General features: G+C 62.1%; 11 protein-coding genes and 1 pseudogene. 6 read left to right on the top strand and 6 right to left on the bottom strand.

The features are described from left to right. Positions 1–167: 167 nt before the first annotated feature. Positions 168–2,813 carry a pyruvate dehydrogenase (acetyl-transferring), homodimeric type gene (aceE, locus tag FBY21_RS22660; RefSeq protein WP_044400963.1) on the top strand — a complete coding sequence of 882 codons (2,646 nt, stop codon included), beginning with the start codon at positions 168–170 and terminating at the stop codon, positions 2,811–2,813. Between the two features lie 11 nt (positions 2,814–2,824). Next, a complete protein-coding gene (gene aceF, locus FBY21_RS22655) occupies positions 2,825–4,807 on the top strand; it encodes a dihydrolipoyllysine-residue acetyltransferase (protein ID WP_142013797.1) in 1,983 nt (660 codons plus the stop codon). 181 nt (positions 4,808–4,988) lie between these two features. On the opposite strand, the gene FBY21_RS22650 is transcribed toward aceF, so the two are convergent. Continuing rightward, a complete protein-coding gene (locus tag FBY21_RS22650) occupies positions 4,989–5,519 on the bottom strand; it encodes a hypothetical protein (RefSeq protein WP_107328978.1) in 531 nt (176 codons plus the stop codon). Positions 5,520–5,599: 80 nt separating this feature from the next. Between FBY21_RS22650 and FBY21_RS22645 the strand changes: the two genes are divergently transcribed. After that, positions 5,600–8,299: a putative bifunctional diguanylate cyclase/phosphodiesterase gene (locus FBY21_RS22645; protein ID WP_142013795.1), complete on the top strand. Its 2,700-nt coding sequence runs from the start codon at positions 5,600–5,602 to the stop codon at positions 8,297–8,299. Positions 8,300–8,362: 63 nt separating this feature from the next. Continuing rightward, positions 8,363–9,010: a peptide-methionine (S)-S-oxide reductase MsrA gene (gene msrA, locus FBY21_RS22640; protein WP_107328976.1), complete on the top strand. Its 648-nt coding sequence runs from the start codon at positions 8,363–8,365 to the stop codon at positions 9,008–9,010. Between the two features lie 63 nt (positions 9,011–9,073). On the opposite strand, the gene FBY21_RS22635 is transcribed toward msrA, so the two are convergent. Further along, complete coding sequence (locus FBY21_RS22635; protein WP_142013793.1) at positions 9,074–9,913, bottom strand: 23S rRNA (adenine(2030)-N(6))-methyltransferase RlmJ; 840 nt, start codon at positions 9,911–9,913, stop codon at positions 9,074–9,076. A gap of 138 nt (positions 9,914–10,051) precedes the next feature. On the opposite strand from FBY21_RS22635, the gene FBY21_RS22630 reads away from it, so the two are divergent. Continuing rightward, entirely contained in the window at positions 10,052–11,854 is a 1,803-nt protein-coding gene (locus FBY21_RS22630; protein WP_142013790.1) for an acyl-CoA dehydrogenase, read from the top strand. A gap of 56 nt (positions 11,855–11,910) precedes the next feature. On the opposite strand, the gene FBY21_RS22625 is transcribed toward FBY21_RS22630, so the two are convergent. From FBY21_RS22625 to FBY21_RS22615, 3 genes are all read right to left on the bottom strand, one after another. Next, positions 11,911–12,369, bottom strand: a complete 459-nt coding sequence (locus tag FBY21_RS22625; protein WP_142013787.1) for a hypothetical protein — start codon at positions 12,367–12,369, stop codon at positions 11,911–11,913. A 1,295-nt stretch (positions 12,370–13,664) separates the two neighbouring features. After that, complete coding sequence (locus FBY21_RS22620; protein WP_142013785.1) at positions 13,665–14,030, bottom strand: hypothetical protein; 366 nt, start codon at positions 14,028–14,030, stop codon at positions 13,665–13,667. Positions 14,031–14,465: 435 nt separating this feature from the next. Continuing rightward, the gene (locus FBY21_RS22615) at positions 14,466–14,831 is read right to left on the bottom strand and encodes a hypothetical protein (protein WP_139233726.1); all 366 of its coding nucleotides are present in this window, start codon (positions 14,829–14,831) and stop codon (positions 14,466–14,468) included. Between the two features lie 173 nt (positions 14,832–15,004). Between FBY21_RS22615 and FBY21_RS22610 the strand changes: the two are divergent. Beyond that, positions 15,005–15,328, top strand: a pseudogene (locus FBY21_RS22610) (acyl-CoA dehydrogenase C-terminal domain-containing protein); the annotation flags it as partial. A gap of 56 nt (positions 15,329–15,384) precedes the next feature. On the opposite strand, the gene FBY21_RS22605 reads toward FBY21_RS22610, so the two are convergent. Further along, the gene (locus FBY21_RS22605) at positions 15,385–15,843 is read right to left on the bottom strand and encodes a hypothetical protein (protein ID WP_142013781.1); all 459 of its coding nucleotides are present in this window, start codon (positions 15,841–15,843) and stop codon (positions 15,385–15,387) included. Positions 15,844–16,083: the final 240 nt, after the last annotated feature.

Below are 16,083 nucleotides of genomic sequence, written 5' to 3'. Positions count from 1 at the left end.
ACGAAAGATTGTGCCCAGAGAGCTGAATCCGCCGTCGATTTGTAGTAAAACTACACAAGGCCGGTTCGACCCCCCGGTTAATCCAAGAATTAGCTTCTGCCTGCCCAAAAGGCCGGCAGTGAACATAGGCATCCGATTCTGGAAGCCTTTCCGCCCTGGAGCAAGCCATGCAAGACCTCGATACCGTCGAAACCCAGGAATGGCTGGACGCCCTGGAGTCCGTACTCGACAAAGAAGGTGAAGACCGCGCGCACTACCTGCTGACCCGCATGGGTGAGCTGGCCGCCCGCAGCGGCACCAAGCTGCCCTACTCCACGACTACGCCGTACCGCAACACCATCCCGGTCTCCCACGAAGCACGCATGCCGGGTGACCTGTTCATGGAGCGCCGCATTCGCTCCCTGGTGCGCTGGAACGCACTGGCGATGGTGATGCGTACCAACCTCGAAGACCCGGACCTGGGCGGCCACATCTCCAGCTTCGCCTCCTCGGCGACCCTCTACGACATCGGCTTCAACTACTTCTTCCAGGCTCCCACCGAGGAGCACGGCGGCGACCTGATCTTCTACCAGGGCCACGCCAGCCCCGGCATCTACGCCCGCGCCTTCATGGAAGGCCGCCTGAGCGAAGAACAGATGCAGAACTTCCGTCGCGAAGTCGACGGCAAGGGCCTCTCCTCCTACCCGCACCCGTGGCTGATGCCGGACTTCTGGCAGTTCCCCACCGTGTCCATGGGCCTCGGCCCCATCCAGGCGATCTACCAGGCCCGCTTCATGAAGTACCTGGAAGCCCGCGGCTTCATCCCCGCTGGCAAGCAGAAGGTCTGGTGCTTCATGGGCGACGGCGAGTGCGACGAGCCCGAATCCCTCGGCGCCATCTCCCTGGCCGGCCGCGAGAAGCTGGACAACCTCATCTTCGTCATCAACTGCAACCTGCAGCGCCTCGACGGCCCGGTTCGCGGCAACGGCAAGATCATCCAGGAACTCGAAGGCGTTTTCCGTGGCGCCCAGTGGAACGTCAACAAGGTTGTCTGGGGTCGCTTCTGGGACCCGCTGTTCGCCAAGGACAAGGACGGCTCCCTGCAGCGCCGCATGGACGAAGTGGTCGACGGCGAATACCAGAACTACAAGGCGAAGGACGGTGCGTACGTCCGCGAGAACTTCTTCAACAGCCCCGAACTCAAGGAAATGGTCCAGGACCTTTCCGACGACGAGATCTGGAAGCTGAACCGTGGTGGCCACGACCCGTACAAGGTCTACGCGGCCTACCACCAGGCCGTGAACCACACCGGCCAGCCCACCGTCATCCTCGCCAAGACCATCAAGGGCTATGGCACCGGTGCCGGCGAAGCGCAGAACACCGCCCACAACACCAAGAAGGTGGACGTGGACAGCCTGCGCCAGTTCCGCGACCGCTTCGACATCCCGGTCCGCGACGAAGACCTGGAAAAACTGCCCTTCGTACGTCCCGAGCCGGGCAGCGCCGAGCACAAGTACCTGCATGAGCGCCGTGCCGCCCTGGGTGGCTACGTACCCCAGCGCCGTGCCAACAGCTTCAGCATCCCGACTCCGCCGCTGGATACCCTCAAGGCCATCCTCGACGGCACCGGCGACCGCGAAATCTCCACCACCATGGCCTTCGTGCGCATCCTCGCGCAGCTGGTCAAGGACAAGGAGCTCGGCCAGCGCATCGTCCCCATCATCCCGGACGAAGCCCGTACCTTCGGTATGGAAGGCATGTTCCGCCAGCTGGGCATCTACTCCTCTGTCGGCCAGCTCTACGAGCCCGTCGATAAGGACCAGGTGATGTTCTACAAGGAGGACAAGAAGGGCCAGATCCTCGAAGAGGGCATCAACGAGGCGGGCGCCATGTCCTCGTTCATCGCGGCCGGTACCTCCTACAGCAACCACAACCAGCCGATGCTGCCGTTCTACATCTTCTATTCGATGTTCGGCTTCCAGCGCATCGGCGACCTGGCCTGGGCGGCCGGCGACAGCCGTGCCCGTGGCTTCCTGATCGGCGGCACCTCCGGCCGGACCACCCTCAACGGCGAAGGCCTGCAGCACGAGGACGGTCACAGCCACATCATGGCGGCCACCATCCCCAACTGCCGCACCTACGACCCCACCTACGGCTACGAGCTGGCGGTGATCGTGCGTGAAGGCATCCGCCAGATGACCGAAGAGCAGCAGAACGTCTTCTACTACATCACCGTGATGAACGAGGCCTACCAGCAGCCCGCGCTGCCCGAAGGCACCGAGGAAGGCATCATCAAGGGCATGTACCTCCTCGAAGAGGACAAGAAGGAAGCCGCGCACCACGTGCAGCTGCTGGGCTCCGGCACCATCCTGCGCGAAGTCCGCGAAGCCGCGAAGATCCTGCGTGACGAGTACAACGTCGCCGCCGACGTCTGGAGCGTCACCAGCTTCAACGAACTGCGTCGCGACGGCCTGGCCGTGGAGCGTCGCAACCGCCTGCACCCGGAGCAGAAGCCGCAGCAGACCTACGTCGAGCAGTGCCTGACCGGCCGCAAAGGCCCGGTTGTTGCCTCCACCGACTACATGAAGCTGTTCGCCGACCAGATCCGCCAGTGGGTCCCGAGCAAGGAATACAAGGTGCTCGGCACCGACGGCTTCGGCCGCAGCGACAGCCGCAAGAAGCTGCGCCACTTCTTCGAAGTGGACCGCTACTGGGTTGTGCTGGCTGCTCTGGAAGCCCTGGCAGACCGTGGCGAGATCGAACCGCGCGTAGTGGCCGAGGCCATCGCCAAGTTCGGCATCGACCCCGAAAAACGTAACCCGCTGGACTGCTAAGGAGCGTAGCGATGAGTGAGTTGATTCGCGTACCCGACATCGGCAGCGGCGAAGGTGAAGTGATCGAACTGTTCGTCAAGGTCGGCGACCGCATCGAAGCCGATCAGAGCCTGCTGACCCTGGAGTCCGACAAGGCCTCCATGGAGATCCCCGCGCCCAAGGCAGGGGTGATCAAGAGCCTCAAGGTCAAGCTCGGCGACCGCCTGAAGGAAGGCGACGAACTGCTGGAACTGGAAGTCGAAGGTGCCGCCGCAGCCCCGGCTCCAGCTGCTGCCCCGGCCGCCAAGGCCGAGGAAAAGCCCGCTGCCGCACCGGCCCCGGCAGCAGCCCCGGCTGCTTCGGGCGCCAGCGTGCAGGACGTTCACGTGCCGGACATCGGCACCAGCGGCAAGGTCAAGGTCATCGAAGTCATGGTCAAGGCCGGTGACACCGTCGAGGCCGACCAGTCACTGATCACCCTGGAGTCCGACAAGGCATCCATGGAAATCCCCTCCCCCGCCGCCGGCGTGGTGGAGAGCGTCATCGTCAAGCTGGACGACGAAGTCGGCACCGGCGACCTGATCATCAAGCTGAAGGTCGCGGGTGGCGCTGCTGCCCCGGCACCGGCACAGGCCGCTGCACCTGCCGCCGCGCCGGCACCGGCTGCCGCCCCCGCAGCAGCGCCGGCTGCCTCGGCCGCCAGCGTGCAGGACGTCCACGTGCCGGACATCGGCACCAGCGGCAAGGTCAAGGTCATCGAAGTCATGGTCAAGGCCGGCGACACCGTCGAGGCCGACCAGTCGCTGATCACCCTGGAGTCCGACAAGGCCTCCATGGAGATTCCCTCCCCCGCCGCCGGCGTGGTGGAAAGCGTCATCGTCAAGCTGGACGACGAAGTCGGCACCGGCGACCTGATCCTCAAGCTCAAGACCGCAGGCGCCGCCGCGGCTGCCGAGCCGGCCGCCCAGCAGCAACCGCTGCACCGCGTACCGGAAGGCGCCCACCCGGTGGCCGCCGCCGAGGTCTCGGCGATTGCCTCGCTGTCCGCCGCCGCCGCCAACACCACCGGCGTACCGGCCCGCTCCAGCGGTGCCAAGGTCCACGCCGGCCCGGCGGTTCGCCAGCTGGCCCGCGAGTTCGGCGTCGACCTGGCGGTCGTTCCGGCCACCGGCCCCCACGGCCGCGTGCTGAAGGAAGACGTGCAGGCCTACGTGAAGTCGGTCATGCAGAAGGCCAAGGATGCCCCGGCAGCTGCTGCCGCCGCGCCCACCGGTGGTGCCGGCATCCCGCCGATCCCCACCGTGGACTTCAGCAAGTTCGGTGAAATCGAAGAAGTGGCCATGACCCGCCTGATGCAGGTCGGTGCCGCCAACCTGCACCGCAGCTGGCTCAACGTGCCCCACGTCACCCAGTTCGACTCCGCCGACATCACCGAGCTGGAAGCTTTCCGCGTCGCCCAGAAAGCCGTGGCCGAGAAGGCGGGCGTCAAGCTCACCGTCCTGCCGCTGCTGCTCAAGGCCTGCGCCTACCTGCTCAAGGAACTGCCGGACTTCAACAGCTCCCTCGCCCCCAGCGGCAAGGCGCTGATCCGCAAGAAGTACGTGCACATCGGCTTTGCCGTGGACACCCCGGACGGCCTGCTGGTCCCGGTGATCCGCAATGTCGACCAGAAGAGCCTCCTGCAGCTTGCTGCCGAAGCCGCCGCCCTGGCCGAGAAAGCACGCACCAAGAAGCTCTCCGCCGACGACATGCAAGGCGCCTGCTTCACCATCTCCAGCCTCGGCCACATTGGCGGCACCGGCTTCACGCCGATCGTCAACGCGCCCGAAGTGGCGATCCTCGGCGTCTCCAAGGCCACCATGCAGCCGGTGTGGGACGGCAAGGCCTTCCAGCCTCGCCTGATGCTGCCGCTGTCGCTGTCCTACGATCACCGCGTGATCAACGGCGCCGCCGCCGCGCGCTTCACCAAGCGCCTCGGCGACGTGCTGGCGGACATCCGCACCATGCTGCTGTAACACCCTTTGCTTCATTGCGAGCACGTCAGGCTCGTACCTCAACCCCGCCGATTGGCGGGGTTTTTTTTGAGTGCGAAATAGAGGTGCAGACAACAACGACCCGCCGCGCAAATGCGCGGCAGGATGCAAGGCAAGGAAGAAGAAAAGAACGGGTGCCAAGGGCCGAGGAAGGCCCCGGAACTCAACCCTTCTGGACGTTGCGGATCAGGAAGCTCAGCGCCTTGGCCAGCTCGCCGGCGCCCTTCACGTCCCGCACGATGGTCAGCAGCGGCGCGTTGCTGCCCGGCGCATTGAAGGTGCAGCTGATGCCGCCACGCGGGCACTCGTAGCTGATGCTCGGATCGACGCCGAACACCGGCAGCAAGCGGTTGTGCACCGCCACCCCGGTGCCATTGGCGGCGCGGGTTTCCTCGCGCAGCATCAGCTCCCCCGGGCGCGCCAGGCTGAGCTGATAGCGCAGGTCCCGGCGATCCGCCTGGCCAACCTGGTAGCCGGCGCTCAAGGCATAGGTGCTGAGCAGCGAATTGGCGTGGGCGAACAGCGCCTTGCGCTCATCGGAGGTCATGTACAGGCGCTTCAGCTCGGACAGGTAGCGCGCCTGTTCCTCACTGCTCAGGGCCGGTTGCGTCTCCGCCGCGCGCGCCCCAACGGAAAAAAGCAGCCCGCACAGCAACAAAGCCCCACCCAGTTGTCTTGTCAGCCCCATCAGCATGATGCACCCTTGCCCGACGCCAAATTTTAGAAGTGGGCCGAGGCCCGAACTCGGCCAGCATACTGGAACCCACCCGCCCGATGAAAAGCCATCCCGATGCCGCCAGCCGTACGGTGGCCGAGGTTGTGACGCAGTTGCCAGTCCCTTCGCGGCTTGGCCTCATGCGTTTCGAGCGGCTGAACGAAGCCAGTTGGGCGATGCTCTTCCTCGATGCCAGTTGCGAACGCCACATCGGCCTGCCCGCCACCGAACTCTGCGCCCTGGTGGGCTCGCCCTACGCCAGCCTGATGAGCCCCGAGTCGCGCTACCGGCTGCATGACGACATCCAGCAGCAACTGGTCTCCAGCGCCAACTACCAGGTGCACTACCCGCTTCACGGCCCCGATGGCGTGCTCCAGCTGCTGGAGATCGGCGAAGCCTTCCAGCAGCACGGCCGGCAGCTGCTGCGGGGCTACCTGCTGCTGGTGGACACCCCGGTCGAGGAATCCGACCACGCCCAGCAGATCCAGGAGCTGGAAGCCCAGAACGCCCGCCTCAAGAGTTCCCTGGAGCTGTACCAGCGCTCCCAGGAAGACCACCTGCAGCACCTCATCCGCTCCCGCGCCCAGCAAAGCCTCATCGTCCGCCTGGCCCGCCACCGCTACAGCGCGGGTGACCCGGCGCAGGAAGCCGCGCGGCTGATCACCCAGGCCGCCTGCGAAGCCTACGAAGTCGCCCGCGCCTCCCTGTGGATGCTCGAAGACACCACCCTGCGCCCGGTCAGCCGCTACCTGCGCGACCAGGGGCACCACGAACTGCCGCCGGTGATCGACGTCAGCCGTTTCCCGCGCTACCTGGAGGCCCTGCACAGCGGCCGCGCCATCGACGCCCACAGTGCCCAGCGCGACCCCCGCACCAGCGAGCTGCAGGAGGAATACCTCAAGCCCTCCGGCGTCGTCGCCCTGCTCGACGCCAGCGTGCGCATCGGCGGTGAAGTGGTCGGCGTCCTGTGCCTGGAACACACCGGCGCTCCCCGCGTCTGGCAGAGCGACGAGATCGCCTTCGCCGGCGAACTGGCCGACCAGTTCGCCCAGGTGCTGGTCAACCAGCAGCGCCTCGACGCCACCACCGCCCTGCACCTGTTCCAGCGCGCGGTCGAACAGAGCGCCAGCGCCTTCCTGCTGGTGGACCGCGACGGCCTGGTGGAATACGTCAACCCCAGCTTCACCGCCATCACCCAGTACAGCGCCGACGAAGTCCATGGCCGCCGCCTCTCCGACCTGCCCGCCCTGGAGAACCTCAGCGACCTGCTGTTCGACGCCCGCTCCAGCCTCAGCACCTGCAACAGCTGGCAGGGCGAGTTCCGCAGCCGCCGCAAGAACCTCGAGCCCTACTGGGGCCAGCTGTCCATCTCCAAGGTGTTCGGCGAGAACGGCGAGCTGACGCACTACATCGGCATCTACGAAGACATCACCCACAACAAGCTGGCCCAGCAGCGCATCGAAAAGCTGGCCTACACCGACAACCTCACCGGCCTCGGCAACCGCCCCTACTTCATCCGCAGCCTCGAAGAGCGCTTCCGCCACGAACAGGAGTCGCCCCTCTGCCTGCTGCTGGTGGACATCGACAACTTCAAGCGGATCAACGACAGCCTCGGCCACCAGACCGGCGACAAGCTCCTGGTCAGCCTCGCCCGGCGCCTGCGCAACACCCTGAGCCCCGGCGACATCCTCGCCCGCTTCGCCAGCAACGAATTCGCCGTACTGCTCGACGGCGCCGACCTGGAGACCGGCCAGAAGACCGCCGGCCAGATCCTCCGCACCCTGGACAAACCCCTGTTCGTCGACAACCAGCTGATCAGCGTCACCGGCTCCCTCGGCCTCGCCTGCGCCCCTCAGCACGGGCGTGACCCGCAGACCCTGATGAAGCACGCCGGTCTCGCCCTGCACAAGGCCAAGGCCAACGGCAAGCACCAACTGCAACTCTTCACCGAAACCCTCAACGCCGAGGCCAGCTACAAGCTCTTCGTCGAGAACAACCTGCGCCGCGCCCTGGCGCAGAACGAGCTGGACGTCTTCTACCAGCCCAAGCTGTGCCTGCGCAGCGGCCAACTGCTCGGCATGGAAGCGCTGCTGCGCTGGCAGCATCCCGAGCGCGGCATGATCCGCCCGGACCAGTTCATCAGCGTCGCCGAAGAGACCGGGATGATCATCCCCATCGGCAAATGGGTGATCCGCGAAGCCTGCCGCATGAGCCGCCGCCTCAGCGCCGCCGGCCTCGGCCAGGTGCAGGTCGCCATCAACCTCTCGCCCAAGCAGTTCAGCGACCCCGACCTGGTGGGCTCCATCGCCGCCATCCTCCAGGAAGAGGAACTGCCCCCCGCGCTGCTGGAACTGGAGCTGACCGAAGGCCTGCTGCTGGAGGCCACCGACGACACCCGTCTGCAGCTCAACCGCCTCAAGGCACTCGGGCTCACCCTGGCGATGGACGACTTCGGCACCGGTTACTCCTCCCTGAGCTACCTGAAGAAGTTCCCCATCGACGTCATCAAGATCGACCGCAGCTTCATCAACGACATCCCCGACAACTCCGACGACATGGAAATCACCGCCGCCGTGATCGCCATGGCCCACAAGCTCAAGCTCAAGGTGGTCGCTGAAGGCATCGAAACCGCCGCGCAGCTGGGCTTCCTGCGCCGCCAGCGCTGCGACGTCGGCCAGGGCTACCTGTTCGACAAACCCATTCCCGGCGCCCAGCTCATCGAGAGCCTGCACCGCTACCCCTGCCGCACGGCTCACTGACGCCGCTGTAACATCAGGCCCCGAAGCGGGTCTATCGACCAGCCCCATCCTCAGGAGAACGCCATGGTCCTGCGCTCACAGATCCTCGCCCACAAGATCGAACTGCCCACCGCCGCCCAGGCGCTGCCCGGCCGTGAGACCCCGATGCCGGTGCCCGAAGCTCATTACGTCAACGGCCACCCGCTGCAAGCGCCCTTCCCCGCCGGGCTGGAACAGGCCGTGTTCGGCCTCGGCTGCTTCTGGGGCGCCGAGCGGCGCTTCTGGCAACAGGAAGGGGTCTGGAGCACCGCCGTCGGCTACGCCGGAGGCCATACCCCCAACCCCACCTATGACGAAGTCTGCTCCGGCCTCACCGGGCACACCGAAGTGGTACTGGTGGTGTTCGACCCGCGCGTGATCAGCTACGAACGGCTGCTCGCCGTGTTCTGGGAAGCCCACAACCCCACCCAGGGCATGCGCCAGGGCAACGACATCGGCACCCAGTACCGCTCCGCGATCTACTGCACCAGCGACGCCCAACTCCAGGCCGCCCGTGCCAGCGAAGCGCGCTTCCAGGCCGAACTGGACAAGGCCGGCTTCGGCGCTATCACCACCGAGATCGCCGAAGCACCGGCCTTCTACTACGCCGAGGCCTACCACCAGCAGTACCTGGCCAAGAACCCCAACGGCTACTGCGGGCTGGGCGGCACCGGCGTCTGCCTGCCGGCCTGACCCCGAGTGCTGATCGCCCCCTGAGCGCCGCAGCGGCAACGCCATCGGCGCTGCGGAAGTCTGCTAGCCCTCGGCGATCAGCCAGTCCAACCGCCAGTCGCCCTGGCTCTGGACCAGTTCATCGGCCAGCCAGGGCAGCACCTCGCGCAGCTCCTCCTCCAGGCCCCACGGCGGGTTGGCGATGGCCAGCCCCGAACCGTTCAGGCCGATGCTGTTGTCCGTCGGGTGCACCATCAGTTCCGCCCGCAGCAGCTTGGGCGCGCCGGACGCCGACAGCCCCTGGTAGAAGCGCTTCAGCTGGCGTTCGTCCTTGATCGGGTACCAGATCGCCACCACCGTCTGGCGCATCCGGCCAATCGCCTCCTTCAGCGCCGTCACGCAGCGCTCCAGGTCATCGGCCTGTTCGAACGGCGGATCGATCAGCATCAGCGCACGCTTCTCCGCCGCCGGCAGCAGCGCCCGCGGCAGGTGCCAGCCATCACCGAGGCGCACCGTCACCCGGCGATCACCGGCCATGTTCTCCTTCAGCGCCTGGCCGTCTTCCGGGTGCATCTCGTTCAGCACCAGGCGGTCGTGGGGGCGCATCAGGCGGCGCGCCACCTCCGGCGAGCCCGGGTAGTAGCGCAGCGTACCCGACGGGTTCAGCGCGGCCACGGTGCCCAGGTAGTCCGCCAGCGGAGCGGGCAGGTCATCGCGGCCCCACAGCCGGCCGATACCCTCCTCCCATTCGCCGGTGCGGCTGGCCTGGTCGCCGGCCAGGTCATAGAGGCCGACCCCGGCATGGCTGTCCAGGTAGGCGAAGGGAGCGTCCTTGCGCGACAGCAGGGCGATCATCCGGGCCAGGGCCAGGTGTTTGAGCACGTCGGCGTGGTTGCCGGCGTGGAAGGCGTGACGGTAGTTCATGGCATGGTTTCCTCGCGAGGCGCGCAGTTTACCAGCCGCGACCCAGGCCGGGTTTGGCCGCTGCATCACCCTCATGGATGTTGCTAGGCGGCCTTCATTCACCAATCTAGACTCCGGGCATTCCACCGGAGACCGACCATGTCCGAGACCCTGCTCAGCTCCCGCAACCTGGCCTTCGAACTCTATGAAGTGCTCGATGCCGAAGCCCTGACCCAGCGCCCGCGCTTCGCCGACCACAACCGCGAGACCTTCGACGCTGCCCTCGCCACCGCGCGCGGCATCGCCGAAGAGCTCTTCGCCCCGCACAACCGCAAGAACGACGAGCACGAACCGCAGTACGTCGACGGCGCCGCCCAGTTGATCCCCGAGGTCAAACCCGCGCTGGAAGCCTTCATCGAAGCCGGCTTCCTCAACGCCACCCGCGACTTCGAGGTCGGCGGCATGCAGCTGCCCAACCTGCTGTCCCAGGCCTGCTTCGCCCACTTCCAGTCCGCCAACGCCGGCACCGCGTCCTACGCCATGCTCACCATGGGCGCCAGCAACCTGATCGAAAGCTTCGGCAGCGAAGAGCAGAAGGCCCGCTTCCTCGCCCCCATGATCGAAGGCCGCTACTTCGGCACCATGGCGCTCACCGAGCCCCACGCCGGCTCCTCCCTGTCGGACATCCGCACCCGCGCCGAACCCCAGGCCGACGGCACCTACCGCCTCAAGGGCAACAAGATCTTCATCTCCGGCGGCGACCAGCCGATCTCCGAGAACATCGTGCACATGGTCCTGGCCAAGCTGCCGGACGCCCCGCCCGGGGTGAAAGGCATCAGCCTGTTCATCGTTCCCAAGTTCCTGGTCAACGACGACGGCAGCCTCGGCAAACGCAACGACGTCATCCTCGCCGGCCTGTTCCACAAGATGGGCTGGCGCGGCACCACCTCCACCGCGCTCAACTTCGGCGACAACGGCGAATGCGTCGGCTACCTGGTGGGCAAGCCCCACCACGGCCTGTCCTACATGTTCCAGATGATGAACGAGGCCCGCATCGGCGTCGGCATGGGCGCCATCATGCTCGGCTACGCCGGCTACCTGTACTCACTGGACTACGCCCGCAACCGGCCCCAGGGCCGCCACGCCGACGGCAAAGACCCGAGCAGCCCGCAGATCCCGATCATCCAGCACACCGACGTACGCCGCCTGCTGCTCACCCAGAAGGCCTACGTCGAAGGCGCCTTCGACCTCGGCCTGTATGCCGCGCGCCTGTTCGACGACACCCAGACCCTCGCCGACGACAGCGCCCGCCAGCAGGCCCACGAACTGCTCGACCTGCTCACCCCCATCGTCAAGTCCTGGCCCTCCGAGTTCTGCCTCAAGGCCAACGAACTGGCCATCCAGGTCCTCGGCGGCCACGGCTACACCCGCGAATACCCGGTGGAGCAGTACTACCGCGACAACCGCCTCAACCCCATCCACGAAGGCACCCACGGCATCCAGTCCCTCGACCTGCTCGGGCGCAAGCTGGCGCAGAACAACGGCGCCGGCCTGAAGCAGCTCAACCGCCTGATGAACGAGACCTGCCAGCGCGCCGCCGCCCACAACGAACTGGACGCCCTGCGCCAACCGCTGGAGCAACTGCTCACCCGCCTCTCCAGCGTCACCCTCGCCCTGCTCGGCGACCTGATGCAGGGCAAGGTCGCCCAGGCCCTGGCCAACTCCGCGCTCTACCTCAACAGCTTCGGCCACGCCGTCATCGGCTGGCGCTGGCTGGAACAGGCCATCCGCGCGCAGGAAGGCCTGGCCAACGGCAACGCCGCCGACACCGAGTTCTACAAAGGCAAACTGCAGGCCGCCCGCTTCTTCCTCACCTGGGAAGTGCCCGGTGTCCACCACGCCCTGGCCATCCTCGAAGCCCGCGACGACACCTGCCTGGGCATGCAAGCCGACTGGTTCTGAGTCCAACCGGACCTTTCACGCCCCGCGCACATGCGGGGCTTTTTTATGGCTCGCGGTCAGTCTTCAGCCTTCAACAGCACATACGCCTCACCGCCAGCCCGGTCATGGGCAAGAATGAAAACCTGGCCATCCAGCGTGATCTTCGCAGGCGAGGTTTGTGCAACCGGCGTACCGGACAAATCACGAGCTGCGTCCAGCAATTGCCGGGTAAGGCTCTCGTCCCGCTGCGAAGGCGTGGTCACGACGCACTCCTTCCCTGCCTGGATCTGAACGCCCAGGCTCTTGTCCGCCTTGAAGCCCGCCATCATGAAGCCCATATCGCCCACCTCAACGCCCACCGCCTTGGCGGCAGTCGCTGCCCGGGAAAAGTCGGGCGCAGTCTTCAGGCAGATTTCACGGAACGCCTGAATAGCGGCAGAGGGTGCGTGATTGGAAACAACCGGAGCAGTCACCGGGCCTTGATTGGAACAGGCAGCCATCAGAGCGACGGCTGCGATAAGAAAAGTACGCTTCATATTCTTTATACCCATTGAACTCAGCCTTAAGCCCCTACCACAAAACCATCTACTCAGACTTGCCCTCAAAATAAATCAAGAGTATTGGCTTACGACTAGACAGCTCTTCCTCCAGCCTGGGAATGAGCAGGGAAGCGGAATAGTCGTTGCATTTCACTAGCAACTTACCCGCAACCTCTGAAATATAGAAATTGTGGTAAAAGGCATTTGCTACCTCACTCGCAATACGCCTAACCACCTCAAGAGCTTCCTGATCAAAGCCTTCCACCACAACATACCCCCCAATGGGCGGTATGAACATTGCGTTTGTGAGATCAAGCTCCTCTATCGGCGCTCCACAATTGGTGCAATTTAAAGGATCTGTAGACTCTCTCAGGCAGCTATAGCACTGATATAGCTTCGCAGTTCTTTTCACTTCCCCTCAACCTCGAACAAATAAAAGCGCACACCACAACCCAATAGAACAACCACACCACCACATAAAATATTGACAACAACCAATACAACAACAAGCCAACCAGAAAAATATAATCTACAGCCTGCCAAAGCCCTTGCAATCCAAAAAACAAAAAACCTCACACAGCATGCAACCGCGTTACCACATAGCTAGCAGAAGAGCAGGGAAAACTCAAAACAAGAAGAATAAAAATCACTAGACCATTAACTCAGCAAACCACTGCTGAATCCTAATAGTAATCGAGCCAATCGCTAGATTTTATCCCTCTCTTACTGATAAATTCCTGATACTTGGCCCTATGCCGCTCTGCGCTGCCCTCAATAGCGATTGAAACAAAGCCACCCCCTCTCTCTTCCACCGACATTGAAATCACTTTGACTACTCTCTGCACGCCACTTGTCATAACGCCACAAACTCTAGCTCGGTGAAATATAAAGCTATTACCTCCTCCCAATGGCAAAATCCGCTCCAATACCGAGAAAATTATTTCTGGCTCAGACACTTCTATTCTCTGAGAGCTCTCGCAATTTTCAACCTGCTCGGCCTGATCAACCTGAACAAGATACAGCTTAAAATCAATTATTATCAGCCACCCAGTTACTAAAACAGAACCGCCTGCCGTCATATTTATCTCTTAATAGTCAAACAGTGAAAACCAAGCCTCCAACCCCATACTTCAACAGAAGACTCTAAATGATCCGACCACCATACGAATACTTCCAATCCCCACAACTAACTTAGGCATAGAAATCTACTTAAGCAGAATTCTCCCCAACCCTGTAGACAAGAAAAAATCCTGACCCTATTTTCAAAAACGGCAGGCACTGAAGTTGCCCATCTACTCCGGCTTACCCTCAAAACAAATTACAATATCTGGCCTACACCCACGCAGCTCATCTTCCAATCTAGGTATCAGCTTAGCGGCAGCAATCTCGTTACACTCTATTACTAGAGCGCCATCCACTTCAAAAGTAGAGAAATTCTGATAGAAGCGATTCGTCACCTCATCTATCACACGGTTCACAGCATCCAGCTCTTCCTGATTAATGTCATTGATTACCACAACACCCCAAACAGGCGGGATCACCATCGCCCCTGAAAGATCCAACCTCCTGATTAAAACTCCACAGTTTGTGCATGTTACTGGATCTTTAGACCCCATCAGGCAGCTATGGCACTCATATAAGCGCGTTGTTTTTTCCATTAACCTTTTCCACCTCTAATCAGAATAGGGGCAACTGCAGAAGACTAGAGCATAGGTCACACCGAGCTCGAGCGTCCGACCTAGGTAATGCTGTTTTTGCTATCGATCCAGCGGAGGTACATTGATATTGTCTGCCGAAGACAGCAGAGCTCTGCTTTGGATCAAGGAAGCGTTAACAGCCAAGTCATATTGGTGGCAAGAACACTTTAACGAGCAAGCGACCTGAACCACTTTGGTCAGTTTTTAACTAAAAATCAGCAGTACCTAAAACCAACCAAGAGCGCGAGCACTTGATAAGCAATAATTAACCTTTACCCCATGCTTCGACTTAACTCACGAAAAAACCTGGATCCACCATTATAAACTTCACGTCATTGCCATTGTAGTTTTACAGGCGCATGAGAACCTTAGTCGCACCATCTAAGAAATGCTTGTTCAGCCCCATCTGAAATCAGGCTCTATTGAATACCGAACCCCAGCAGAACCAAGAATATCTTTAACTCGTAAAACATCAACTGCTTGACCGGAGAACACTACAAAACGCCCCCCTTTAAGAGCCTTTCTAGCCTCCAAAAAATTTAGGCCTGACACTTCAGCAACAGCTCTTATATGAGCCACGCTCTTAACCCCCCCATCACAGAGGACATAATATTCTTGTTCATCAACCCTGATTTCTGGAATCTGCGTAGTAACCAATGACCAGTCACAATTGACACACTTTAAACCTTGAGCACTTCCCTCATTAAAAGCCTCTAAGCGTCCGCCACACACCTCACATGCAAGAGAAGACATTTTTTCCATTATGGTCCCCTAGGACTGAATACTTGAACTTACCTTGCTTCAAAAGATCTGGCGTATTTACAGTGGAGATCTTTTATCTAATGATGCGCGCCGCGCAACCACCATCTTCCCATCACAATAAGCCCAAACTAGGTTGGTAGGCGCCTCAACCGGAACGCCCATTTTATTGGCCAAATTCTGAGCAAAGCCGCTATCACAAGCGCCTGATGAACGAGACTTGCCAGCGCGCCGCCGCCCACAGCGAACTGGACGCCCTGCGCCAACCGCTGGAGCAACTGCTCGCCCGCCTCTCCACCGTCACCCTCGCCCTGCTCGGCGACCTGATGCAGGGCAAGGTCGCCCAGGCCCTGGCCAACTCAGCGCTCTACCTCAACAGCTTCGGCCACGCCGTCATCGGCTGGCGCTGGCTGGAACAGGCCATCCGCGCGCAGGAAGGCCTGGCCATCCTCGAAGCCCGCGACGACACCTGCCTGGGCATGCAAGCCGACTGGTTCTGAGTCCAACCGGACCTTTCACGCCCCGCGCACATGCGGGGCTTTTTTATGGCTCGCGGTCAGTCTTCAGCCTTCAAAAGCACATACGCCTCACCGCCCGCCCGGTCATGGGCAAGGATGAAAACCTGGCCATCCAGCGTGATCTTCGCAGGCGATGTTTGCGCAACCGGCGTACTGGACAAATCACGAGCCGCTTCCAGCAATTGCCGGGTAAGGCTCTCGTCCCGCTGCGAAGGCGTGGTCACGACGCACTCCTTCCCTGCCTGGATCTGAACGCCCAGGCTCTTGTCCGCCTTGAAGCCGGCCACCATGAAGCCCATATCGCCCACCTCGACGCCCCATGCCTTGGCGGCAGTCGCTGCCCGGGAAAAGTCGGGCGCAGTCTTCAGGCAGATTTCACGGAACGCCTGAATAGCGGCAGAGGGTGTGTCATTGGAAGTAACCGGAGGAATCACCGGGCCTTGATTGGAACAGGCAGCCACCAGAGCGAAGGATGCGATAAGAAAAGTACGCTTCATATTCTTTATACCCATTGAATTCAGCCTTAAGCCCCTACCACAAAACCATCTACTCAGACTTGCCCTCAAAATAAATCAAGAGACTTGGCTTACGACTAGACAGCTCTTCTTCCAGCCTAGGAATGAGCAGGGAAGCGGAATAGTTGTTGCATTTTACAAGCAATTTACCCGTAACTTCAGAAATATAGAAATTGTGGTAAAAGGCACTTGTTACCTCGCTCGTTATGCGCCTAACAACCT

The organism is Pseudomonas sp. SLBN-26, from assembly GCF_006715895.1.
Lineage (GTDB): Bacteria > Pseudomonadota > Gammaproteobacteria > Pseudomonadales > Pseudomonadaceae > Metapseudomonas > Metapseudomonas otitidis.
The sequence above is the reverse complement of the archived record's forward strand: the minus strand, read 5'-3'. Positions and strand labels throughout refer to the sequence as shown.

Bases quoted from the DNA above. Each gene is read 5' to 3' on its own strand.
- aceE (WP_044400963.1), top strand. From the start codon at position 168: ATGCAAGACCTCGATACCGTCGAAACCCAGGAATGGCTGGACGCCCTG.
- aceF (WP_142013797.1), top strand. From the start codon at position 2,825: ATGAGTGAGTTGATTCGCGTACCCGACATCGGCAGCGGCGAAGGTGAA.
- FBY21_RS22650 (WP_107328978.1), bottom strand. From the start codon at position 5,519: ATGCTGATGGGGCTGACAAGACAACTGGGTGGGGCTTTGTTGCTGTGC.
- FBY21_RS22645 (WP_142013795.1), top strand. From the start codon at position 5,600: ATGAAAAGCCATCCCGATGCCGCCAGCCGTACGGTGGCCGAGGTTGTG.
- msrA (WP_107328976.1), top strand. From the start codon at position 8,363: ATGGTCCTGCGCTCACAGATCCTCGCCCACAAGATCGAACTGCCCACC.
- FBY21_RS22635 (WP_142013793.1), bottom strand. From the start codon at position 9,913: ATGAACTACCGTCACGCCTTCCACGCCGGCAACCACGCCGACGTGCTC.
- FBY21_RS22630 (WP_142013790.1), top strand. From the start codon at position 10,052: ATGTCCGAGACCCTGCTCAGCTCCCGCAACCTGGCCTTCGAACTCTAT.
- FBY21_RS22625 (WP_142013787.1), bottom strand. From the start codon at position 12,369: ATGAAGCGTACTTTTCTTATCGCAGCCGTCGCTCTGATGGCTGCCTGT.
- FBY21_RS22620 (WP_142013785.1), bottom strand. From the start codon at position 14,030: ATGGAAAAAACAACGCGCTTATATGAGTGCCATAGCTGCCTGATGGGG.
- FBY21_RS22615 (WP_139233726.1), bottom strand. From the start codon at position 14,831: ATGGAAAAAATGTCTTCTCTTGCATGTGAGGTGTGTGGCGGACGCTTA.
- FBY21_RS22605 (WP_142013781.1), bottom strand. From the start codon at position 15,843: ATGAAGCGTACTTTTCTTATCGCATCCTTCGCTCTGGTGGCTGCCTGT.